The sequence below is a fragment of the Streptomyces sp. NPDC032721 genome (assembly GCF_055579625.1).
Map to the genome: position 1 here is coordinate 173,206 of NZ_JBVIMX010000005.1, position 20,869 is coordinate 194,074.

The 20,869-nt window shown below is 71.5% G+C and carries 13 protein-coding genes; 7 read left to right on the plus strand and 6 right to left on the minus strand.

Annotated elements, in window-relative coordinates:
* Window positions 1-111: 111 nt before the first annotated feature.
* From ACZ5PB_RS13235 to adh, 5 genes are all read left to right on the plus strand, one after another.
* Window positions 112-1,614: an APC family permease gene (locus ACZ5PB_RS13235; RefSeq protein WP_468690569.1), complete on the plus strand. Its 1,503-nt coding sequence runs from the start codon at window positions 112-114 to the stop codon at window positions 1,612-1,614.
* Window positions 1,615-1,688: 74 nt separating this feature from the next.
* Window positions 1,689-2,699 carry an acetamidase/formamidase family protein gene (locus ACZ5PB_RS13240; RefSeq protein ID WP_468690570.1) on the plus strand — a complete coding sequence of 337 codons (1,011 nt, stop codon included), beginning with the start codon at window positions 1,689-1,691 and terminating at the stop codon, window positions 2,697-2,699.
* A 163-nt stretch (window positions 2,700-2,862) separates the two neighbouring features.
* Window positions 2,863-3,111, plus strand: a complete 249-nt coding sequence (locus tag ACZ5PB_RS13245; protein WP_468690572.1) for a hypothetical protein — start codon at window positions 2,863-2,865, stop codon at window positions 3,109-3,111.
* Between the two features lie 72 nt (window positions 3,112-3,183).
* Window positions 3,184-4,461, plus strand: coding sequence for a GAF domain-containing protein (locus ACZ5PB_RS13250; RefSeq protein ID WP_468690575.1), 1,278 nt, complete (start codon window positions 3,184-3,186; stop codon window positions 4,459-4,461).
* A 147-nt stretch (window positions 4,462-4,608) separates the two neighbouring features.
* Window positions 4,609-6,132 (plus strand): aldehyde dehydrogenase, encoded by a 1,524-nt coding sequence (gene adh, locus ACZ5PB_RS13255; protein ID WP_468690576.1) that lies wholly within the window; start codon window positions 4,609-4,611, stop codon window positions 6,130-6,132.
* Between the two features lie 494 nt (window positions 6,133-6,626).
* On the opposite strand, the gene ACZ5PB_RS13260 is transcribed toward adh, so the two are convergent.
* Window positions 6,627-7,088, minus strand: a complete 462-nt coding sequence (locus tag ACZ5PB_RS13260; RefSeq protein ID WP_468690578.1) for a hypothetical protein — start codon at window positions 7,086-7,088, stop codon at window positions 6,627-6,629.
* Between the two features lie 365 nt (window positions 7,089-7,453).
* Between ACZ5PB_RS13260 and ACZ5PB_RS13265 the strand changes: the two genes are divergently transcribed.
* Window positions 7,454-8,251, plus strand: a complete 798-nt coding sequence (locus ACZ5PB_RS13265; protein WP_468690579.1) for a helix-turn-helix domain-containing protein — start codon at window positions 7,454-7,456, stop codon at window positions 8,249-8,251.
* Between the two features lie 145 nt (window positions 8,252-8,396).
* Here the strand turns inward: ACZ5PB_RS13265 and ACZ5PB_RS13270 are convergent, their stop codons facing one another.
* Window positions 8,397-9,350: a helix-turn-helix domain-containing protein gene (locus ACZ5PB_RS13270; protein ID WP_468690581.1), complete on the minus strand. Its 954-nt coding sequence runs from the start codon at window positions 9,348-9,350 to the stop codon at window positions 8,397-8,399.
* A 91-nt stretch (window positions 9,351-9,441) separates the two neighbouring features.
* Between ACZ5PB_RS13270 and ACZ5PB_RS13275 the strand changes: the two genes are divergently transcribed.
* Window positions 9,442-13,671 carry a S8 family serine peptidase gene (locus ACZ5PB_RS13275; protein WP_468690582.1) on the plus strand — a complete coding sequence of 1,410 codons (4,230 nt, stop codon included), beginning with the start codon at window positions 9,442-9,444 and terminating at the stop codon, window positions 13,669-13,671.
* A 72-nt stretch (window positions 13,672-13,743) separates the two neighbouring features.
* On the opposite strand, the gene ACZ5PB_RS13280 is transcribed toward ACZ5PB_RS13275, so the two are convergent.
* From ACZ5PB_RS13280 to ACZ5PB_RS13295, 4 genes are all read right to left on the minus strand, one after another.
* A complete protein-coding gene (locus ACZ5PB_RS13280) occupies window positions 13,744-15,405 on the minus strand; it encodes an outer membrane protein assembly factor BamB family protein (RefSeq protein WP_468690584.1) in 1,662 nt (553 codons plus the stop codon).
* 13 nt (window positions 15,406-15,418) lie between these two features.
* Entirely contained in the window at window positions 15,419-17,140 is a 1,722-nt protein-coding gene (locus ACZ5PB_RS13285) for an outer membrane protein assembly factor BamB family protein (protein ID WP_468690587.1), read from the minus strand.
* 401 nt (window positions 17,141-17,541) lie between these two features.
* Window positions 17,542-17,937, minus strand: coding sequence for a hypothetical protein (locus ACZ5PB_RS13290; protein ID WP_468690589.1), 396 nt, complete (start codon window positions 17,935-17,937; stop codon window positions 17,542-17,544).
* A 133-nt stretch (window positions 17,938-18,070) separates the two neighbouring features.
* Entirely contained in the window at window positions 18,071-20,821 is a 2,751-nt protein-coding gene (locus ACZ5PB_RS13295) for a helix-turn-helix transcriptional regulator (RefSeq protein ID WP_468690590.1), read from the minus strand.
* Window positions 20,822-20,869: the final 48 nt, after the last annotated feature.

The following is a 20,869-nucleotide window of genomic DNA, read 5'->3' on the forward strand; positions in this document are numbered from 1 at the left end:
CACGCCCTCCGGCCCCCTTCCGCCACGTGCACCACCGCCGTACGGTTGCCGCGCACTGCGCCACCGTTCATCGGACCGGGCCATCCGGTCAGCGGACAGGGAGACCACAGGGTGTCGGGGGAATCGCGAACAGGGCTGCTCCGCAACGCCGTCGGGCTGCGGGACGTGCTCTTCCAGAGTGTGACGGCGATGGCGCCCGCCGCGGCCATCGCCGCGTCCATCCCGGCGGGCGCCGCCTTCGCGGGCGGCAGCCTCCCGCTGTCGGTCCTGGTGGCCATGGTGGCCTGTCTGTTCACCGCGTCGTGCGTGGCGGAACTGGCGCGCCGGATGCCCGCCGCGGGCTCGGTGGCGACGTACTCCGCGCAGGGCCTCCACCCGGCGGTGGGTTTCCTGGTGGGCTGGGGGTACGCCTTCGTCGAATCCCTCGTACCGGCGTTGCTGCTGCTCCAGTTGGGGTTCACGACGGCGGGCACGTTGCACCAGGAGTGGGCGTCCTATCCGGAGGACCTGTGGTGGCCGTGGTCGCTGGCCGGTGCGGTGGTCATCGCGCTGGCCGGGTTCCTCGGGGTACGGGCCTCAGCACGCTTCGGCACGGTGCTCGGCATCTTCGAAGTCGCCGTGTTCGTGGTGTTCGCGGTGCTGCTGATCTCGCAGGCGGGCGACGCCAACACCCTTTCGGTGTTCGGCACTTCGCACACCGCCGACGGCTTCTCCGGGGTCAGCGGCGTCTTCGCCGGATCCGTCTATACGGTGCTGGCCTTCGCCGGATTCGAGGCGGCCGCCCCGCTCGCCGAGGAGGCCAGGGACCCGCGCCGCACGATGCGCCGGGCGGTGCTCGGCGCCGCCCTGTCGATCGGACTGGTCTACGTCCTGACGACGTACGCCATGGCGGTCTACCTGGGCCCGGAGAAGTTCGCCTCGTTCGGGGCTTCGGGGGCGGCTTCCTGGGAAGGGGTGGCCCGGGCCTCGTTCGGGCTGTTCTGGCTGCTGCTGTTCCTGGCGGTGGTCAACTCGACCCTCGCCAACGCCAACGCGTGCTCCAACGTGTCCACCCGTACCGCCTTCGCCTTCGGCCGCATCGGGGTCTTCCCGGCCGTCTTCGCACGGCTGCACCCCCGCCACCGCTCCCCCGTCACCGGGGTGGCCGTGCAGTTCGTCGTCGCGGTCGTGGCGATGCTCTGGCTGGGCTTCGCGTACGACCCGTTGACAGCTTTCGTGCTGTTGGCGACGATCATCGTCACGGTCGTCATCGGGGTGTACATCGTCGTCAACCTGGCGTGCGTCGGGTACTTCCTGAGGCGTCGCAGGAACCTGTTCAACCCGGTGCTGCACCTGCTGTTCCCGGTCCTGGGCATCGCCACGTTCGTCCCGGCGCTGCTGACCGCCGCCGGGATCCCGGCCTTCGACTTCGTCTCCGAGCTCAAGGCGCCGGTGTCGTACGCGGGTCCGGTCGTGGCCGTCTGGATGCTGCTGGGGGTCGTGGTCCTGGTGGTGCTGCTGCGCCGGCACCCGGAGCGGGTGGCGGAGACCGGGCGGGTGCACCTGGACGAGCTGCCGCTGGACCAGGACGACGTACGACAGCAGAGGCGGCCACACGCAGACGAGCGCCTCTAGTACCAGCGGCACCTTCAGCACCTGTCCGAGAGCACGAACCGGCCCGAGAGCCCGGAGAGCGGAGCCGCACACCCATGACCGACCCCCGCGTCGTGACCGTACGACCGCAGGAGCACGAGTACGCCTGGACCTTCGGCGGGGCCGCCCCGGTCGCGCGGATCGCGCCCGGCACGGTGCTCGACCTGTACACCGAGGACTGTTTCGCGGGGCGGGTGCGCTCCGAGAAGGACCTCGTGTCGCAGGTCTGCGAGTTCCCCTTCCTGAACCCGCAGACCGGGCCCTTCTACGTGGAGGGCGCCGAGCCCGGCGACACGGTGGCCGTGCACTTCGTGTCGATCGAGCCCGCCAGGGACTGGGCGGCGTCGACGACGGTGCCGCTGTTCGGCGCGCTGACCTCGACGCACGCCACCGCCTCGCTCCAGGCGCCGCTGCCCGAGGTGGTGTGGATGTGGGAGCTGGACCGGGAGCGCCGCACCTGTCTCTTCCGGGCCCGCGACAGCGACATCGAGATCGAACTGCCGATGGACCCGATGCACGGCACGGTGGGGGTGGCGCCCGCGAACCTGGAGGTGCGCTCCGCGCTGGTACCCGACGCGCACGGCGGGAACATGGACACCCCCGAGATGCGTACCGGGGTGACCTGCTACCTGGGCGTGAACGTGCCGGGCGCGCTGCTGAGCCTGGGCGACGGGCACGCGCGCCAGGGCGAGGGCGAGACCTGCGGGGTCGCGGTGGAGTGCGCGATGAACACGAAGGTGGTCGTGGAGCTGCTGAAGGGGGTGGCGACGCCCTGGCCCCGGCTGGAGTCCGACACCCACATCCTCTCGACGGGGTCGGCCCGCCCGCTGGAGGACGCCTTCCGGATCTCGCAGCTGGACCTGGTGCAGTGGCTGGCGCGCGACTACGGGCTGTCCGAGCTGGACGCGTACCAGCTGGTCAGCCAGGCCGGGGAGGCTCCCCTGGCGAACGTGTGCGACACGAACTACACGTGTGTGGCAAAGATCCGCAAGGAGTGGCTGCCGGCGGGTGACCCCCACCGGGGGCTGCACCGGCACCTGCGGGAGGTGGCGCGGACGGTTCTCTGACCCACCTCTCCGACCTGCCTCCGGTTGGCCGTGCACTCCGCTCCCGTGCCAGTATCCGCAGCATGGAAACCGACAAGAACACCCCTGCTCCGGAGCTCGGCGCGCGGTCCCCGCGACCGTGCGCCGGACCCGGCGCGGTGCTGTCCCGGTAGGGGCGGGCGACGTGGACGAGTTCGAGCTGCTGGACCCTTGGTCGATCGAGATGCTCGCGCCGATCGTGGTGGCGGGGGAAGGGCCGATGGCCTGCCCCGGCTGCGCGGCGGTCACCGGATTCTCCGCCGGGGGCCGGTGGGGCGACCTGGTGCGGATGCGGTGCCGGTGCGGGCGCGACTGGCTGCCCTTCGAGGACGATCCGGAGCTGAGCCGGGAGTTGATGAAGGAACTGATCATCGCGGCGCAGTCGGAGGACTAGACGGGGTTCTACGGCTGCCGGAACGCTTGCCGCCGCTCCCCCGCCGGACGACGATGGGCCGGGGAGGCCGAGTTGACCGATGCATGGGTGGCTCTGGAGCCGGGGACCGATCCGCGCGAACGGCTGGGCGCGCTGCGCCGGGCGCACGAGGCGTTCGCCTCTGCGGGCCGGGTCGAACGGCCGGTCCGCCCCGTGGTCGCCGACTCCTGGCGGCGTTCGGCCCGCGCCCGGGTCAGCCCGGACGGCCACGCGCGCGTGGAGCTGGCCGACGACGAGCTGGGGGCCTACCGCGACAGCCATCCGCTGGCCCGTGCGATGCCCCTCGTGCGCGAGCTGACGGGCACGTACGCACGGGACGGCGAGCACCTCGTCGCGCTGTGCGACGCCGAGGGGCGGCTGCTGTGGGTGGAGGGGCACGCGACCTCCCGGCGGCGCGCGGGCCGGATGAACTTCGTACCGGGGGCGCGCTGGTCCGAGTCCTCGGTCGGAACGAACGCCCCCGGCACGGCACTTGCCCTGGACCGGCCGGTGCAGGTGTTCGCGGCCGAGCACTTCCTGCGCCCGGTGCACCCCTGGACCTGCGCCGCCGCCCCGCTGCACGATCCCCACTCGGGACGGCTTCTCGGTGCGCTCGACATCACCGGCGGGGACAGCCTCGCCCATCCGCACAGCCTGGCGTTCGTACAGGCGGTGGCCAGCGCGGCCGAATCGCACCTGGCGCTGCTCCCGCCCGCGCCGCCCGCCGAGGGCGACACCGCGTCCTTGGTTGCGCTGGGCCGTGACGAGGCGGTGCTGGTGGCGGGCGGATCGAAGGTGCGGCTCAGCAGGCGGCACAGCGAGATAGTGGTGCTGCTGGCCCGGCACCCCGAGGGGCTCTCGGGGGACGAGCTGCTGTGCGAGCTGTACGAGGACGGGGCGGCGGGACCGGTGACGTTGCGCGCGGAACTGTCGCGGTTGCGGCGCCTGTTGGGGCCCGGGCTGCTGCGTTCACGCCCGTACCGGCTGACCGTGCCCGTCGACGCGGACTTCCGGACGGTGGCCCGGCGGCTGGGCTCGGGGGCGGTGGCCGCCGCCATGGCCGCGTACCGGGGGCCGTTGCTGCCCGGTTCGCAGGCGCCCGAGGTCGTACGGCTGCGGAACAGGCTGGCGGGTGAGCTGCGGGCGGCGCTGGTGGCGCGGGCGGATCCGGGGCTGCTGTCGGACTGGGTGCACAGCCCGTGGGGCGAGGACGACCTGCCGGTGTGGCGGGCGCTCGCGTCGGTCACCTCCGCGTCGCGGCAGCCCTCCGTACACGCGCGCGTACGGGCACTGGACGCGGAACTCGGGGTGACGGAACCCGGGCCGACGTAACCGGGGCAACGGAACCGACCGCAACAGAACCGACCGCGACGGAACCGGCGGCCACGGCGCCTGCAACGGAGTTGCAACCTCGCCCGCTCTAGCGTCCCTTGAGGCGCCGTCCAAGGGCGGGCGGCACCTTCCCAGGGAGGCCATGCGATGACCCGATACTCCGCACCCGGCAGCGAGGGCGCGATCGTCTCGTACGAGGCGCGCTACGACCACTGGATCGGCGGCGAGTACGTGGCCCCGGTACGCGGCGGCTACTTCGAGAACCCGAGTCCGGTCAACGGCGCACCGTTCTGCGAGATCGCCCGGGGCACCGCCGAGGACGTCGAACTCGCCCTGGACGCCGCGCACGCGGCCGCACCCGGCTGGGGGCGCACCTCACCCGGCGACCGCGCGAACGTCCTGCTGAAGATCGCCGACCGGATGGAGGCGAACCTGGAACAGCTCGCGGTCGCGGAGAGCTGGGAGAACGGCAAGCCGGTCCGCGAGACCCTGAACGCCGACATCCCCCTCGCCATCGACCACTTCCGCTACTTCGCGGGGGCGTTGCGCGCCCAGGAGGGTTCGCTGAGCGAGCTCGACGACGACACGGTCGCGTACCACTTCCACGAACCGCTGGGGGTGGTCGGCCAGATCATCCCCTGGAACTTCCCGATCCTGATGGCCACTTGGAAGCTGGCGCCGGCCATCGCCGCCGGAAACGCCGTCGTCCTGAAGCCCGCAGAGCAGACCCCGGCCTCCATCCACTTCTGGATGAGCCTGATCGCCGACCTGCTGCCGCCGGGCGTGGTCAACATAGTCAACGGCTTCGGCGTCGAAGCGGGCAAGCCGCTGGCCTCCAGCCCACGCGTCGCGAAGATCGCCTTCACCGGGGAGACCACCACGGGGCGGCTGATCATGCAGTACGCCTCCGAGAACATCAAGCCCGTCACCCTCGAACTCGGCGGCAAGAGCCCCAACATCTTCTTCGACGACGTCTGGAACGCGGACGACGACTTCCGCGACAAGGCTCTCGAAGGCTTCACCATGTTCGCCCTCAACCAGGGCGAGGTGTGCACCTGCCCCTCGCGCGCACTCGTCCAGCGCGGCCACTACAGCGAGTTCATGGAGGCGGCGAAGGCCCGCACCGAACTCATCAAGCCGGGCCACCCCCTCGACACGGACACGATGATCGGCGCCCAGGCCTCCAACGACCAGCTCCAGAAGATCCTCTCCTACCTGGACATCGGCCAGCAGGAGGGAGCGAAGATCCTGACCGGCGGTCAGCGCATCGAGTACGACGGCGAGCTGGCGGGCGGCTACTACGTCCAGCCGACCATCTTCGAGGGCGACAACCGGATGCGGGTCTTCCAGGAGGAGATCTTCGGCCCGGTCGTCGCGGTCACGTCCTTCACGGACTTCGACGACGCCATCGGCACGGCCAACGACACCCTGTACGGCCTGGGCGCCGGAGTCTGGACCCGCGACATGAACATGGCGTACCGCGCGGGCCGCGCGATCCAGGCGGGCCGCGTCTGGACCAACTGCTACCACGCGTACCCGGCGCACGCGGCGTTCGGCGGCTACAAGCAGTCGGGCATCGGCCGCGAGACGCACAAGATGATGCTGGACCACTACCAGCAGACCAAGAACATTCTTTGCTCCTACAGTCCCAAGAAGCTCGGGTTCTTCTAGAGCTTGACGTCGGTTGCCTGGAGCCCGCGTTGGGCCCCAGGCAACCCCAGCAGCCTCACACAGCCAGGCCGGTCGGAGGGGTCAGGGCCGGTTGTACCACCCACACTTGGGTGCCGGATCCGCACCGACAAGACAGATCTCGACGGACTCCGTCGCTCCGGGGAACGAAAGAGTGAAGCGGGACGTCGTGTCGCACTGAGTGCTGGTACTGGAGAAGGCGAGCTCCTTGCCAGGAGCGTCGTACGCGCGGAACCACATCCGGTTGCAGCCGACGGACCGCAATGTTCCAGCGGCCACCGGCGACCCGTACCACGTCAGGGAGCCGCGGACGGAGCTGGCGCCGATCCTGATGTCGATAGGGGTACTTGGGTAAGGGGCGGTCTGCGCGCCGGAGGCGGCGGGAGCGCCCAACAAGGCACCCGCGGTCAGCACGGCCGATCCGAGGGCGGCGGCGAGATGAGTCTTCATGCGATCTCCAGGGTCCAGGGTGGGGACTAGCGCAGACCGTTGACGCAGTAGCCGGCGCGGTAGCAGGTCTGCCCCTTGAGGTAGTTCTGGTTCTCGTCGGTCATGTAGAGCCAGATGTTGTCGGACCCACCGACTACGTTCGCGGCAAGGGCGAAGTCCGCAGAACCGGATCGGTTGCACCAGGTGCTGCTGCTCTTGAAGTCCAGTGAGGTGCTGCCGGCGAACGCCCGCGCGTAGACCCGTCGACAATTGCTGGCCTTGAACGATCCGTCGACGCTGACCGACCGGTTGGACCAGCTGGCCTTGCCTTCGTAGTAGCTCGCCCCGTACTCGATCGAGAAGGTGGCGGCACCGGCGGCGGTAGCGGGTGCCGCCGCGAAGACCATTCCGGCAACCGACGCGGCAGCCGTCACAGCCATGCCGACCTTCCTCGTGCGGGTCTTCACCGTGCGGCTCTTCACCTTCGTTGTGTCCTTCGGCTTCACCATGACCACCACTCCCAGGTTCCTTGAGTGCCCGGTGCGCAAGCGCGGAGGCGACCGCCTCGGACCGGGCAGTGAACGTTGCTGCCGTTGTTCGACAACACGACTCAAGCAGGCGCGGGCCTCACACCGGAAAGCATTCGAGCCAGTTCAAATCCATCGCGACCACTGCTACCGTCGGGGCGGTGCTCACCCTGCGTGTAGACGCCGACACAGTGTCCAGAACGCGGTTGGCCCCTTCGCCCGCGTCGGAGTCCATGGCGTGGCTGAGACTCACCGCCGCGTCGGGACGACACCCAGTGTTCGGAGATCCTGGGCCACTCGCCCGCGCGTCACTCGCTCATCCGGACGTAGCCCTGCTCGCAGACCTGTTGCCGCGAAACGGCGACACCTACAGACCTGACCTGCTCACCCCTCAGCCGGCAACGCACGCACAGCGCCGCGACCTGCTCGACGAGCAGATCGCGCAGATCGAGGCCGCAGCGCAGGAAGACCTCGAAGCCCAGGTCTTCACCCACACCCGGACCCACTGGCACAGGCCGCTGCTGGCCACCACTCGCCGGATCGCGGAATCGGGACGGATGCAGCGCCGTCTTGCCAATGGTCTCGCCCGGTTCTGGCGCGATGCCCTGGCCGAGGGCTGGCCCGAGCTGCACTCGATCATCGATCAGGACATCGCCCACCGCGCGACCGCCATCGCCACCCATGGCGTCGGCCGGACGTTCGGAGCACTCCACCCCGATATCGCTTGGGCAGGCAACGCGGTCACCCTCGCCAAGCCGTGGGCCGGCGAAATCGATGTCACCGGCCGGGACCTGGTCCTCGCACCCAGCGTGCTCAACTGGCCCGACGTCATCATCCAGGTCGACACCCCCGGGCAGTTCGTCCTCTACTACCCCGCCCAGCGGATCGGAGCCGGCCGGGATCGCAGGTCCGGAAGGATCGCGCAAGTGGTCGGCAACGCCCGCGCCGCGTTGCTGGCAGACCTCGAAACCGCCCGGTCCACCGCGGAACTCGCCACCCGGACCGGATACGCCCCGGGCACCGTCTCCTACCACCTCGGCGCCCTGCACCGCGCACGCCTCGTCACCAAGGTCAGAGACGGCCGCTACGTGTTGTACCAGCGGACCGCACATGCGGCTGGTCTGCTGGAAGAAGCCCGCGCTTAGGGAACGTACCGCGTCGTGATAAATCTGCGGGATTCGCCCTCGTGGCTGAAGGAAACAGCGGTTCAACGCCGGTATGCCACCTGGAAGATCGCTTGAAGCTGGTGCTCGCAGAGTTACGGAGCGGCCCGCGAGGCCCCGCGGCAGGTCAGATCCAGCCGCGGCGGGCCGCGACCACGCCGGCCTGGAAGCGGTTGACCGAGCCCAGGAGTTCGTGGAGGCGGCTCATGCGCCGCCGCATGGTGCGGACCGACCAGCCGAGCTGGCGGGCTATCGCCTCGTCCTTGAGGCCGCTGACCAGCAGGGTGAGCACCAGGCGGTCCTCCTCGTCGAGCGGGTCCTCGGCGGGGGCGTCCAGCGGCAGGGCCTGCTTCCAGCACAGCTCCCAGTAGTCGATGAGTGCGTCCAGCAGGGTGCAGGGGCGGATGACCGCGGCACGTACGCCGTCGAGGTCCAGGGAGAGCGGCATCAGCGCCAACCGGCGGTCCGCGAGGGCCAGTTTGATCCGCAGTCCCGGCATCACGCGGGCCTGTTCACCCCGGCGCACTAGTGCGCGGATGTCGGCGAGCACCCCGGGCCACTCCAGCGCCTCGGGGGCGTAGACCGCGCGGTAGCGCACCCCCCGGCCCAGCGCCGTGCTCTCCACCGGGTTGGACGTGGTCAGGGCGTACGGAGGCCGGTCCAGCGTCATGACGTCCTCGTGCGCCTCCTGTTGGAGCCGTACGAACCAGCGGCCGAGCGCCTCCCGGCCGGTGATGATCTCCACCTCCTCCTCTCCGGCCGCGCCGGACTGGGCCGCGGCGAAAAGGCGGGACAGTTCCCCGGCGGCCGAGCGGACCCGGTCCAGCTCCGCGGCCCTGGACCGCACCAGGGACTCCACAGCGGCCCCGGGCTCGATGGCCGCGTACCGGCGGCGGACCCCCGCGAGCCGCCCGACCAGGCCGTGGTCGTGCAGCCGGTCCAGCGCCCTGGCGGCACGGAGCGCGGAGCAGCCGAGATCGGCGGCGAGTTCGGCCGGGGCCGCGGAACGCCGGGTCAGCACGGCCCGGTAGACGCTCTCGTCGAACGGGTCGATGCCTGCGGCGGTGAGCTCGTTCGTCATATGCCGATCCTGGCCCACTTGTGCCAGCGGCAGCAATGGGCCGCCAGGATCTGTTGTACGCAGAGTGACTTCGGGGCTAGGACTGCTGCCCATGGCCAAGAACGCACGAAGAACCCGACGCCTGGTGGCCGTTACGGTCACCACCGTCGCTCTCGCCGGGACGCTCACCGCGCTGCCCGGCACCACGACCGCTACCGCGAAGTCGCCCGACCCGAACCAGCGGGTCATCGTCGAACTGTCCGGGGACGCCGCCGTAGCCGCCGCCCCCAGCGGCACCCTGACCTCCCTGGCCGCCGGCCCCGCCGCCGCCGTCACCGAGGCCCGGCGGAAACTGGCGGCCCGGCAGGACACCTTCGTCGGGGAGGTGCGGAAAGCCGGACTGCACCCCGGCTCGCCGCGCAAACTCGGCCTGCTGGTCAACGCCGTGGCGATGACGGTGCCCGCTTCGGAGACGGCACGGCTGGCCGCGCTGCCGGGCGTCACCGCCGTCCGGCCCGACACCCGGATACAGGTGCGCACGGACGTGAGCGTGCCGCTGACCGGCGCACCCGAGGTCTGGAAGCGCGCGGACCCGTCCGGGGTGAAGGCCACCGGCAAGGGCACCGTCGTGGCGGTCCTGGACAGCGGCGTCGACTACGGACACCCCGACCTCGGGGGCGGCTTCGGCAAGGACCACAAGGTCGTCGGCGGCTACGACTTCGCCAACGGCGACGGCGACCCGATGGACGACAACGGCCACGGCACCCACGTCGCGGGCATCATCGCGGGCAAGGCGGCCGGCAAGGACGGCGTCACCGGCATGGCGCCCGACGCCCGCCTGCTGGCGTACAAGGTCACCGACGCCGACGGCAGCGGTTACACCTCTGACATCGTTGCCGGTATCGAGGCGGCGGCCGACCCGGCCAACCCGTTCCCCGCCGACGTCATCAACATGAGCCTCGGCGGCCCCGGTGACGGAACCGACCCGCTGGGCCGCGCGGCGAGCGCCGCCGTACGGGCCGGAGTGGTCGTCGTCGCGGCGGCCGGAAACAGCGGGCCGGGCAGCGGCACCGTCAACACCCCGGCGTCCGCAGACGGCGTCATCGCGGTCGGCGCCTCCACCAGCGGGGTGCGCACCCCGAGCGCGTACCTCGCGGGCCCGAAGCCCGAACTGATCCAGACCTACCGGGGCATCCTGTCCGCGAACCCGCCCCGGGAGCCGGTGACCGCCCCGCTCGTGGACGTCGGCGCGGGCACCGCCGAGGACTGGAAGCGGGTCGGTGACGTACGGGGCAAGATCCTGCGGGCCGACATCCTCGTACCGCCCAGCACCGAAGTGCTGAGCCAGCAGGACATCGACTGGGCGCGCGAGGCCGAGAAGCGCGGTGCGCTCGCCGTGCTCGGCGGCCTTGCGTCCCACGACGGCCCTGTACTCGCGGGCGGCCCCGGAACGTTCGAGGCCCCGGCGACGCCCGCGCGCCCCGACCTCACCCGCGGCTCCGCCTCCGGGGATTCGCTGCGTATGGACCGTCTTGTCTCCATGGGCATCGACACGACCCAGTACGCCCAGCTGAGCCGCCAACTGGCCGCCGGCAAGGTATCCGTCACCCTGCGCGGCACCGACTCCACCGACGAGATCGCCTCGTTCTCCTCGCGCGGACCGGGCACCGGCTTCGGCCTCAAGCCCGACCTCGTCGCGCCCGGCGTGGAGATCCGCTCGGCGATCCCCACCTCGATGTACGGACCCGGCGTCTACCGGATGTCGGGCACCTCGATGGCGAGCCCGCACGTCGCGGGAGCGGCGGCACTGCTGCGCCAACTGCGCCCGGACCAGGCGCCCGACGGGATCAGGTCCGCCCTGGTCGGCTCCGCCAAGCCGCTCGCCGGCACCGGACCCACCGTCCAGGGCAACGGACGCCTCGACGTGGCCGCCGCGGCGGAGGCCACCCTCGGCGCCTCCCCGTCGGCCGTGTCGTTCGGCCTCGCCGACCTCTCGGGCCGGACCGTGGGCGGCACCGCGAAGGTACGCCTGACCAACCCCGGCAAGGCGCCCCTGGCCACCACTCTGAGCAGCAGCGGCCCCGCCACCGTGTCCCCGTCCCGGGTCACCGTCCCCGCCGGCGGGTCCGCGACCGTCACCGTCACCCTGCGCGCCGACCGCCCGGAAACCGACCAGGAGATCAGCGGCCGGATCACGGCCACCCCGGCGCGCGGTCCTGCTCTGCGGGTGCCTTACCTGCTTGTCGTACGGCACCTGGTCGTCCAGGCGTCCCCCGACCCGAGCGACGGCCGGTCCACGGTGAACATCGCCTCCCCGGCGGCCCTGAACGCGCCGCCCGAGATCACCGTCAGGCCGCCGCACGGCAAGAGCTACACCCTGCCCACCACCATGAACGGCGCCGGCTACTACCAGGCCGACGTGAACGAGAAGGCGGCCGGCGCCTATCTGCTGGCCGTACGCGCCACCACCACCGACGGCCGGCGGATCACCGGCACCAGCGCCTTCGAGGTCACCCCGGCGGGCAGCCGAGGCAACCGCTGGGAGCCCATCGGCCCGAACAGCGAGGCCGGCCACGTCGCGCTCACGCCCGCCCGGCCGAAGCAGGCCGTCGTGACCCAGTACCGCAAGGCCGCTCCCTGGCTGACCACCGACGGCGGCACCAACTGGCGCCAGGTCGGCAGGCTGCCGGTCGCCGACGGCAACGGCACCGGCGCGGTCGTGGTCGACGCCCGCCGCCCCGACCGCTGGTGGTACGCCGTGAACACGGCCGCCGACCCCACCCGCAGGGGCACCATCCTGCGCACCGACGACAACGGCCGCAGCTGGCGCAAGCTCGACGTGCCGGACGCGCACATCGAGGAGTTCGTCGCCGACGAGCAGACCCGTACCCTCGCCGCACTGGTCGACGGCACCCTGATGGTCAGCACGGACGCCGGCGACAACTGGGCGACGTACCCGACCGGCGTGAACGGCGCGGTACGGGACGCGACTCTCGTCGGCGACACCCTCTACCTGGCCACCTTCGAAAGCGTCTGGCGGATCGACGGCGTCGGCAAGGGCGATCCCGGTCCGGCGCAGCTCGTCCTCGACGAACCGGTGAACACCGTCCGCGGCCTGACGGCCGACGCCACCGTGGTGCTGGCCCTCGTCCCCGGTACGGGCGTCCGCGGTTCCTACGACAAGGGCCGCACCTGGTCCACCGTGCTGCCCCTGAAGGAGGGCGGCAACGGACTGTCCGCCTCCGGCGGCGACCTGTACCTGCGCGCGCTGTTCGGTGCCGGGCAGGTCAGCCGGGACCACGGCAGGACCTGGCAGCCCGCCCCGGCGCCCTCCAAGGCCGCCATCGCGATGGACTACGACCGCTGGGCCGACGGCTCGGTGACCGTGTCCAGCGAGCAGGACGGCCTGTACCGCGGCAAGGCCGACGCCACCGGCTACCGCAGGATCGGCGTCCAGGGCCTGACCACCCTCGCCCTCGCGGCCAGCGGCGACCAGCTGCTCGCCGGAACGGTGAGCGGCACCTACCGCACCACGATCCCCGTCGCCGGTCCCGAGTGGGGCCAGTCCGGTGCGGAGGGCATGACCGGCCGCCTCACTTCGCACCTCGCCGTCTCACCCCGGGACACCAAGGTGGTGTGGCAGGTCCGGCGCACCGCGACCGGCCTCTTCAAGGTCTCCCGCAGCGGCGACGCCGGCCGCACCTGGCAGGTGAAGGGCACCTCGTCGGAGGTACCGACGTCGATCCTGGTGCACCCGGCGGACCCCGACCGGGTGGCGATCAGCTTCCGGAGCATCTTCGGCAACGGGCTGTACTCGACCACCGACGGCGGTCGCACCTGGAAGAACCTCTTCCACGAGAGGTCGTTCGACGCCATGGCCGGTGACCCGCGCGACCCGCGGCGCCTCTGGCTGGGCAACTCCTCGGGCCTCTACCGCTCGGACGACGGCGGCGTCACCAAGACCAAGGTCGCCGACGGCCCCGTCTCCGCGCTCACGACGGACGGCCGGCGCCTGGTGGTCGGCGGCGAGTCCATCCGGGTCAGCACCGATGACGGCAGGACCTTCCGCACCGCCGACACCGGTCCGCTCGCGGTCCACGTGTCGGACCTGCTGCGGGTCGGCGGGGCGCTCTACGCCGCCACCACCGGCTCGCGAGCCTCCGGACTCGTCCAGGGCGGCCGGGGCGTACTGCGCAGCACCGACAACGGCCGGACCTGGGAGAACATCTCCAGCGGTCTGCAGAACACCGACACCACCAAGCTGGCCGCCGCCCGCGACGGCCGCACGCTGTACGTCGGTACGGTCGACGGCGGCGTCCACCGCCTGAAACTGCACCGCTGATCCACCCTCCGGGTGTACGGGCGCGCCGCACGACGGGCGCGCCCGTACACCCGTCTGTCCGGCACCGCTGCCTCAGCCGGTCGTGTATGCCACGGCCAGGCACTTCTTCTCGCCGGTGGAGGACTTCTCCGGTTTGCTGATCGTCCCGCCCGACATGAACAGGCGGCCCTTGGTGTAGAGGATCTCCGCTTCGTGCGAGAAGTCGCATTCCTTGCCGCGCGCGCTTTCCCAGACCCAGCTCTCCAGCAGGGTCACCGGCTTGAAGGTGGCGCCGTCGATGCTGACGATCTGTCTGCTTCCTTCACCGAACACCGGTGCCCTGTAGGCGAGGAGGTTGCCGCCGTCCATGCGGAGCGGATACATCTCGTGGCGGTTGCCCGCGCTCGTTTTGTCGGATGTCGGCTTTCCTGTGGTGAGGTCGAACGAGACGATCTCGTTGGTCCGGACGAACTGCTCCTCGCCGACCTGGTGTTCCTTGGTGGGCAGGTAGATGCGGCCGTTGCCGACGGCCACGCCGTGGCAGCCTTCCACTTCGTCGAATTCGCAGTCCGCCGCGTACCGGTCGTCCGGTGCGGAAATGACGGTCTTGAGCTTGCCGGTCTTCTCGTCGATGGAGAAGAAGTCCAGGCCTGAGATGTTGCCCGGGGCGCCGCGGAGTTTGGCGGCGACGACGAGCGGCCTGGTCGAGACGATCGACGGGTAGTCGAAGCCTTTGGGCATCCTGAACGTCGAGAGCGGCCTTCGCGTGGCCGGGTCGATGTTCTGAATTTCCCCGTACATGCTCGCGGCGGGGCCGCATCTGCGGGCTGCCACGAGCGCCTCGCCGCCGCCGTATCCCGCGTCGGTGCAGTTCTCGGTGTTGGCCTGTGGCTTCCACCGCTGTCTGCCGTCGGCCAGGTCCCAGGCGGCGCCGCCTTTTTCGCCGGAGGCGGCGACGGTGTTGCCGCTCAGGGTGACCTCGTCGAAGCGCAGTTTCTGGTCACCGGCCGTACCGTCGGGGACGGACTTGCTCCACAGCAGTTTCCCTGTGGTGAGGTCGATCGCACCGACTTCGGTGCAGGGCACGAGATCCTGCGTCGTCTTCCGCTTGGCGGCCTCGAAGGCGATCGCGGTCCTGTTGTCCTGTGATGTGTGGTCCGAGGCCGCGCAGGGCTGGCCGGGCAGCGGGATCGTCCACAGCGGGGTGCCGCCGGCGATGTCGTACCCGGTGATCGAGGTGATGCCCGTCTTGACGTACACCGTGTCGGTCAGCCAGGAGCCCATGACTTTCGTCCGGTCGGGCACGACGGGCGGAGGCAGCTGAAAGGCGAGCCTGGAGCGTGTGCTCGGGGGCACCTTCTCCTTGCCCGGTCCGTCGAAGGCCGGCTGTCCGCCCTTGCCGCCCTCGGTTCCCGGCGTGGCGCCGGAGGTCCCCTGGGCGTTGTTGTGGTGCTTGTCGCCGCCGCTGTTCGCGTACCAGACTCCTGCGCCGATGATCAGCGTCGCGGCGACGGCTGCGGCGACGACGGCCCGCAGCCGCGTGGCCGGCTTCTTGCCGCCACCGGGCCCCGGCGGCGGTGTGTGGGCGGACTGCGGCTGTGGGGCCCAGGGCCCTTGCGGGTACCCGTATCCCGGTCCGTGCTGCTGCGGCGGGGTCGGCGGGCCGAAGCCGCCGAGGGGTGCCTGCTGCGGCGGGCCGAAACCTGGGGAGGGCTGGTGGGGGGACGGGTCCTCGGGCGAGGGCGGCTGCGTCATCGGTGTGTGCCTCTCACTTGCCGAACGCCATCACGAGCTTCTTCGTCTTCTCCTCGGCGTCCGTGACCGCGGAGGAGACGGAGCCGTTCGCGAGGTAGAAGGCACCGCCGGCGTAGATGTAGCGCGGATCCCAGAAGGTGCTTTCGATCTGCGCGGTCGACGCCGGGTGCTGGAGCAACACCTTGGGAGTGCCGCCCGTCGGAGCGAGGGTGGAGACCGCACCGCCCCTGTCGTTGGACGCCGCCGTGTACAGCAGGACGTTGCCGCGCTCCTCCACGTGCAGCGGTGCCATGGTGCGTCCGGTGGGAGCCGCGGCACGCCACTTGGGTTTGCCGGTGTCCAGGTCGAAGGCCACTACCGCGTTCGCGGTACGGGTGGCGCTGGCATCAGTCGCCATGTAGAGGGTGTTCGTGTCGGCGGCAATACCGAGGCAGTCCTCCAGGTCCGGTGCAAGGGGTCTGTTCGCACCCGTGCACTTGGGCTCGAACTTGTCCGCGCCGGTTTGGATGCGGGAGCGGAGCTTTCCCTCGTCGGTCAGTGCGAGGACGGTCCGTTTCTTGGTGTTGCTCTCGTCGCGTTGGTAGGCGGAGAAGACCAGCGGGCTGACCGAGTGGACCTTCTCGACTGTCCAGTTGGGGTCCAGCCGGTAGGCCCACTTGGGCTTGCCGGTGGCCGGGTCGACTTCGCTGACCTCGTACTGCACCTGGCTGGATTCCTTCGTGGGGCAGCTGCCGACGGCGATCAGTCTCGGGCCGCCCGCGAAAGCGTCCGGCCGGCAGCTGCCCGGCGCCCGACTGCCCCACAGGTGCTTCCCGTCGGCGAGCGAGAAGGCGAACGACTGGTGGCTGCCGGCGGCGGTCACAGTGCTGCCGCTGATGGTCAGCGAGATGTCGGAGGGCAGCGGGGAGTTCCCGTCCTGCGGGATCAGTCTCTTCCAGCCCGCCTGGCCGCTCCGCAGGTCGATCTGCTGGAGCCCGGTGCACTTCTCGCGAGCGCCGGGCTCGTCGACACCGACGACGATGGTCCCGTTGGCGGCGGGCGCAGCGGGTGCGGCACACAGCCCGGTGGGCATGGACAGGGTCCACTTGCGTGTGCCGTCCGCCGTCGAGTAGGCGGAGACAGCCTCGTAGAGTCCCACGACAATGGTGTCGCCGACGACCCACGGACCGTACACGTCCGCACCCTTGCCGGGCAGGTCCACATCATTCTTGAGCAGCCAGTTGACCTTCGCCTCGCCCGGCTTGCGCCCTGCGTTGAGGTCGCCGTTCGCGCCGCCGTCGTCACTGCCCGCCCCCTGCCCGGCGGAAGGGGACGTGGACGGCTGGGCGTTCTGGCTCGGTCCGGCCTTCGGCTTCTTGTCCCCGTTGCCGGCCGCGAAGTCGCCGGCCGCGAACCAGACACCGCCGCTGATCACGAGCAGGGCCGCCACCGCTGTGCCGATCAACGCGGCCCGCTTGCCCTTGAAGAAGCCGCCGCCGCGGTTACCGCCGGGCGGGGTGGCCGGGGGCCGCTGCTCGGGTTGGCCGCCGTGGGGGTTGAGCGGACTGCCGTACGGGCCGGGGGTCTCGTACCCCGGCGCCGGATTCCCGCCGTACGGGTTGGGGTGAGGGGAGTACGGGCCGGACACCGGCGGAAAGCCGTACCCGGGCTCGCCGGGCTGCGGCGGCGGGTCCTTCGGGACGCCGTGCGGCAACTCCTGCGGTGAGCCGAAACCGCCCGGCGGCGGGTTGGTCATCAGTACTTCCCCCTTCAAACGGTGCGCTGACCGGCCGCAGTCCCCCGTCGATCCGGCATACCTGCTCCGGGGAAAGGGGCACAACACATAGGCCGCTGGGGACCTACATGCGGTGATCGAACTCTCTTCCTATCACTCGGTCCACACCGCGAAGAGTGGCCAACTGCCCCTGTACCCAAGGGAAAACAGGCCCGTGATGCCACTGTTACCGACTTCGCCACCAGGGGCGCCATGGCTCCTGTGGAGATCGCCGTGGAGAGCGGGGGACTGACCGCGCCCGTCACCGCCGCAGCCCGACTACGCCCGCCGCACCCGGAAGGGCCCGCATACCGACGCCGGTATGCGGGCCCTTGGCACCGCGTGCTCTGCTACGCGCAGTCGTTTCGACGCGGCGGACGAGCTCAGGGGCAGGAGGCCGCGGTGTCGATGCGGATGCCGGTGACGGTGTACGCGGAGGTGAAGTGGGCTGTCTGGTTGGGCAGGACGCAGATGTACTCGGTGGCGCCGGTGCTGTGGCGGATGTAGCGCAAGTAGGCGCGGTCGTCGTTGCGGGTGTTGCGCACCCAGTCGGCGCCGCGGCTGTTGGAGCCGAGGTTCTGGTAGGAGCTGGTGACGTCCTGGAAGCCGGCGGTGGGGTTGGAGTTGTTCCAGTTGCTGTCGGTCAGGTAGAAGCAGACCCGCGGGTACACACACCCCTTCGCCGAGTCGGCGGAGGCTGTGGGAGCGGCTGCCAGCGCCGCGACGGCGACGGCAGCGACGGCTGTGCCCATGACGGTGGCGCGCTTCGCTGAGTTCATGACACGGCAGCCTGGGCCCGGAGGAGCCCATTCGCCAGGTGGCTACCGGCCAACTCCCGGTGTCCCAGGTGCCGGATCCTCTTGTCCCACAGCCGTCACATGCGGCCCGCCGGCCAAGGAGGCTGACCCGGGGCTACTCGCCCAGTGCGGAATGCCGGTGCGCCAGTTGCGTACGGTTGCGGACGCCCAGCTTCCGATACGCGTTGCCGAGATGGAACTCCACCGTCTTCGGGCTCAGGAACAATGCCGATGCCACCTGCTTGTTCGTGGCGCCGCGTACCACCGCCCGCACCACCTGGAACTCCTGCGGGGTCAGCGCGGCCCCCTCCGGACCCGCGCCCCGCGTCCGCACCGTCTCCCCGGTGGCCGCCAGCTCCTTGCGCGCCCGCTCCGCCCAGGCGTCCGCCCCGAGCCGGGTGAACTCCGCGAGCGCGGACCGCAGTTGCTCCCTGGCCAGGATCCTCTGTCGTCCGCGCCGCAGCCGCTCCCCGTACGCCAGCCGGGTCCGCGCACACTCCAGCGGGCACGGCACCCGCCCGTGCAGCTCCAGGGCCCGTTCGAAGGCGGGCGCCATCTCCCCCTCCGGCGCCTGGAGCCCCCGCAGCCGCCAGGCGACCGCCGCCTGGAGCGGCAACTGCTCCTGCTGCGCGTGGAGTTCCAGCCCGTCCAGCGTGCGCGGCGACAACGGCAGCCCTGCCCTGATCACCGCCTCGACAGTGTCGAAGTGGCTGTCGAGCAGAGCTTCCGGATCGTCCGACGGCGTCGCCGCCGCCCCGTCCCGCAGCTGCCGCAGCGCCGCCGGGGCGTCCCCCAGGCTCAGTTCGAGATGGCCCAGCGCCTCACTGGCGTCCCGCGGATAGTCGGTGCCGGGACGGCGCAGTACGAGCGCCTGCCCGGCATGCGCCCGGCACGCCTCCTCGTCACCGCGTACCGCTTCTACGTGGGCGAGTGCGCTGAGCGCGAGATAGCGCCAGAACTCGTTGTCCGAGAAGGCGGCGAGCTCCACCGCTTCCGTCGCTGACGCGAACGCCGCCTCCGTACGCCCGGTCAGCAGCTCCGCGTGCGCGGACGCGTACAGCGCGAACGGCAGCATGCCCATCGCCCCGCCGGCGCGCAGCCGGTCGATGAGCGTGCGGGTGGTCCGGTGAGCGAGGGCGTGCTCACCGGTCCAGTTCATGGCCGTGGCGCACAGGGCGACGTACTCGGCGGCGAGGCCGTCCGCGACGTGCCGCTCGGCCTGCGTCATCGCGTACCGCAGCTGCTCTCGGCCCCCGACGCCGTCGCCCAGATGCAAAAGGGTCAGGCCGCGGATCACGCCGATGACGAGACGGACCGCGGGAGCGGACCCGTCGAGCAGCTTCTCCGCCTGGCCGGCGGCGTCGAGGGCGCCGCCCGGGTCACCGGCGAGCAGGGACGCCATGGCGGCGTCGGCCAGCAGTTCGGCGCCCCGCCTCGGGCAGCGGTCGCGCACCTCGTCGGCGGCCCGGAGCACGAGCCGGCGTGCGGCCCGGGGGTGCCCGGTGTACAGCTCGACGCGGCCGAGGCCCGCGGCGATGTCGGCACGCAGCCCCGGCTCGTCCACCAGGAGGTCGGCGGCGGCCAGCAGTTCTCCGGCCTGGCTGTTGCGCCCGCTGAGCAGCGCGTCACCGGCCGCCTCGGTCAGCCGCCGGGCGCGCTCGGCCGGGGTCTCGCTGAGTTCGGCCGACCGTTGCCAGGCCTCGGCCGCCGCCGCGTACCCACTACGCGAGCGCGCGGTGCGGGCCAGTTCCTCCAGGGCGGCGGCCGCCCGCCGGTCGGGACCGAGCGCCGCTTCCGCGAGATGCCAGGCCCGCTCGGCGGCCTGGGTGGGTCCGGCGCAGGCGTCGGCGAGCGCCCGGTGCGCGGCGCGGCGCTGTTCGGGATCGGTGGTGGCGAGGACCGCCGTCGAGACCAGGGGGTGCGCGAAGTCGTAGCGGTCGAGGCCGAAGGAGACCAGGCCGCTGCGCTCCACCTCCGGGTACACCGACGCGGGCAGCCCCAGCGCCCGGCCCGCCGCGGTCACTTCGCGCAGGCTGCCGCCGGTCGCCGCCGACAGGAGCAGCATCAGGGTGCATGCCGTCGGGCCGAGGGCGCCGACCCGCGCGGCGAACAGCGCCTCGGCGGTGGCGCCCGCGGCCACCTTCCGGGGCATCGCCGCCCGCCCGCTCAGTTCGTCCTCGGTCAGCCTCGAAACCAGCTCGATCAGCGCCATCGGATTGCCGCCGCAGCCCGACGCGAGGCGCCGCCGCACCTCGGCCGTGGGCTGTATCCCGGTGCGGTCGGTGACGAGGCCGGCGACGGCGCGGTCGTCGAGGCGGGCGGGTTCGAGGACGTCGAGGGCGGACAGCAGCCGGTCGGCGGCGTCCTCGGGACGGGTGGCGACCAACACCGCCACGCACTCGGCCAGCAGCCGTCGTGCTGTGAACGCGAGCGCTTCGAGGGATGGCACATCGAGGGCGTGGGCGTCGTCGACGATGAGCAACATGGGCTGTTCCACGGCGAGTTGAGAGACCAGCGTGAGCATTGCCGCGCACACCGCGAACCGGTCGGCGGGCCGCGCGGGTCCGAGCGCGACCGCCCCGCGCAGCGCCGCCGCCTGTACGTCGGGCAGCCGCTCCAGCAGGTGCTCGGCGGGGCGCACGAGCTGGGACAGGCCGGCGAAGCCGATCGGCCGTTCCGGCTCCCAGCCGCGTACCCAGCGCACTCGCATCCCGGCCGCCCGCGCGGTCTCGTCCGCGTTCCGCAGCAGCGCCGTCTTGCCGATCCCGGCCTCGCCGCGCAGCACGAGGACACCGCTGCACCCGTCGCGGGCGGCGCGCAGTACCCCCTCGATACGCGCGGCCTCGGCCTGCCGTCCGTAGAGCATGCGGCACCATAGCGCCGGGGACGGCAGGCCGAGAGAAGGCTCGGGCCG

What these genes read in the sequence shown, in the direction of transcription:
- ACZ5PB_RS13295 (WP_468690590.1), bottom strand. Translation starts at nt 20,821, where the DNA reads ATGCTCTACGGACGGCAGGCCGAGGCCGCGCGTATCGAGGGGGTACTG.
- ACZ5PB_RS13280 (WP_468690584.1), bottom strand. Translation starts at nt 15,405, where the DNA reads ATGACGCAGCCGCCCTCGCCCGAGGACCCGTCCCCCCACCAGCCCTCC.
- ACZ5PB_RS13285 (WP_468690587.1), bottom strand. Translation starts at nt 17,140, where the DNA reads ATGACCAACCCGCCGCCGGGCGGTTTCGGCTCACCGCAGGAGTTGCCG.
- ACZ5PB_RS13290 (WP_468690589.1), bottom strand. Translation starts at nt 17,937, where the DNA reads ATGAACTCAGCGAAGCGCGCCACCGTCATGGGCACAGCCGTCGCTGCC.
- ACZ5PB_RS13275 (WP_468690582.1), top strand. Translation starts at nt 9,442, where the DNA reads ATGGCCAAGAACGCACGAAGAACCCGACGCCTGGTGGCCGTTACGGTC.
- adh (WP_468690576.1), top strand. Translation starts at nt 4,609, where the DNA reads ATGACCCGATACTCCGCACCCGGCAGCGAGGGCGCGATCGTCTCGTAC.
- ACZ5PB_RS13270 (WP_468690581.1), bottom strand. Translation starts at nt 9,350, where the DNA reads ATGACGAACGAGCTCACCGCCGCAGGCATCGACCCGTTCGACGAGAGC.
- ACZ5PB_RS13240 (WP_468690570.1), top strand. Translation starts at nt 1,689, where the DNA reads ATGACCGACCCCCGCGTCGTGACCGTACGACCGCAGGAGCACGAGTAC.
- ACZ5PB_RS13260 (WP_468690578.1), bottom strand. Translation starts at nt 7,088, where the DNA reads ATGGTGAAGCCGAAGGACACAACGAAGGTGAAGAGCCGCACGGTGAAG.